This window comes from Thiomicrospira sp. (assembly GCF_014859555.1).
In the GTDB taxonomy this organism is placed as follows: domain Bacteria; phylum Pseudomonadota; class Gammaproteobacteria; order Thiomicrospirales; family Thiomicrospiraceae; genus Thiomicrospira.
Genome location: NZ_JACUTY010000122.1, coordinates 1 through 2,029, shown reverse-complemented (window position 1 = coordinate 2,029; position 2,029 = coordinate 1). Strand labels below are relative to the sequence as shown.

The 2,029-nt window shown below is 35.8% G+C and carries 2 protein-coding genes; both read left to right on the top strand.

What is annotated here, in order from left to right:
- Nucleotides 1-212 precede the first annotated feature (212 nt).
- Complete coding sequence (locus IBX48_RS10405; RefSeq protein ID WP_296834314.1) at nucleotides 213-1,295, top strand: AAA family ATPase; 1,083 nt, start codon at nucleotides 213-215, stop codon at nucleotides 1,293-1,295.
- 1 nt (nucleotide 1,296) lies between these two features.
- Nucleotides 1,297-1,977: a DUF4276 family protein gene (locus tag IBX48_RS10400; RefSeq protein WP_296834311.1), complete on the top strand. Its 681-nt coding sequence runs from the start codon at nucleotides 1,297-1,299 to the stop codon at nucleotides 1,975-1,977.
- The last annotated feature ends 52 nt before the right edge of the window (nucleotides 1,978-2,029 follow it).

Genomic DNA, 2,029 nt, shown 5'->3' with positions numbered 1-2,029 from the left:
GTTTGATGATGCGACATTGACTGGGCAGTTAATGTTTAAGGGTGGAACCAGTTTAACCAACAGTTTCGAGCGGTAATTTATTTAAGGCTGTACAACACTTTGGTATTAAGTTGAATATTACTGAGTGAATATTTAGAACATAATATAACAAATCAATAAAATATTTTATATGAAATACTTAAATTAACAATTGTAATCGGGAATTAAATTTTATGTCTAGCGTTAAGTCATTAAGTATTACTGGTTATAAATCGATAAAAGAATTATCTAATTTTGAATTAGGTAATTTAAATGTACTAATTGGTGCAAATGGTGCCGGTAAAAGTAATTTTATTAATTTATTCCGTTTATTAAATGAAATGTATGAACAAAACTTACAAGTCTATGTACAAACACGTGGAGGACCCGATGCATTTTTACATTTTGGCCGCAATGAGACTGAACGCTTGCATGCAGAGTTTTATTTTGACCATAATGGATACAAGTTTGATTTGATACCAACAGCGGATAATCGAATGATTTTTGAGAAGGAAGTTAGTTGGTTTGCTGGTATGTATTTTGATACAACGCCAAGTGCTACTTTAGGTGTTGGCCATGTGGAGTCGAAGCTAAAAGATGCAAAAGATAAATATTCACCTTACGTTCGCTCGTCCGTTAGTAAATGGCGGGTATACCATTTTCATGACACAGGTGATAGAGCGAAAGTTAAACAACGCCACGCTTCTAATGACAACCTTAGCCTAAAATCTGATGCTGCGAATTTAGCGGCTTACTTAAGGATGCTACGAATAGATCATAAATCTGCTTATGAACGTATTGTTGATAACATCCGTTTGGTCGCCCCTTTTTTTGATGACTTCGTATATAGAGAAAGTGATCCAGAGTTCATAGAACTAGAATGGTTACAAAAAGGTAAACCAGACACTCCTTTAAAAGCACACATGTTATCTGATGGTACGCTACGCTTTATTTGCTTATCTACTCTCTTGTTACAGCCTGTCCACTTACTTCCAGATACCGTAATCATTGATGAACCTGAACTGGGTTTACACCCTTACGCTATTGCTGTTTTAGCTGAAATACTCCAACAAGTTTCGGAAGATAAACAGCTAATAATTTCTACACAATCGGTAGAGCTTGTTAATGAGCTCACTGCTGAAGACATTATTGTGGTAGATCAAGAACAAGGCGCTTCATCATTTAGACGTTTTACAACAGAAGATCTGACTGGCTGGCTTGAAGAATATACCCTAGGTGAGATATGGAAACAAAATATACTTGGAGGAAGGCCTTAAAATGAAAAAAATTGAGGTCACAGTTTTTACGGAAGGACAAACAGAGGAAGGTTTTATTAAAAATGTTGTTGCACCTTCTTTAAGGCATCTTAACGTATTTGTAAAACCCCAAACTTTAAACACTTCAAAAAAATCTCGCGGTGGAGCTGTGAGTTATGATCGGTTGCACTTTAATGCACGAAACACACTTCTCCAAAAAACAAACAGTGTTTTAACTACCTTTTTAGATTTTTATGGATTAGAAACAAATTTTCCTAATTTTGAAGAGTGTCAAGGCTTAACAGATATCTTTGACAAAGTGAACTGTTTAGAAAATTCTCTACAAATCAACATCATACAATCACTAAACTGCAAACCTGAAAGGTTCAAACCCTACATTCAACCTCATGAGTTTGAAGGTCTATTATTTTCAAATTCCAACGCACTAGTCAGCATTGAATCAGAATGGTCTCGCTTCCAGCCCGCGATAGATCAGGTAATTGGACAGTTTAAGACACCTGAACATATCAATGATGGCTATTCAACAAAACCTTCTGCTAGATTAAGTGCAATATTAAAGCCCACTTACAAAAAAACACGTCATGGCCCCATTATTGCCAAAGCAATTGGCATTGAAACAATAGAGTCTCAATGTTCACATTTCAAAGAATGGATGGATTGGCTAAGGAGTTTAGCAAATTGATTACTGAAGACCAACTAGAACAACTTTGCCTTGAGTGGTTTCAATCCATCGG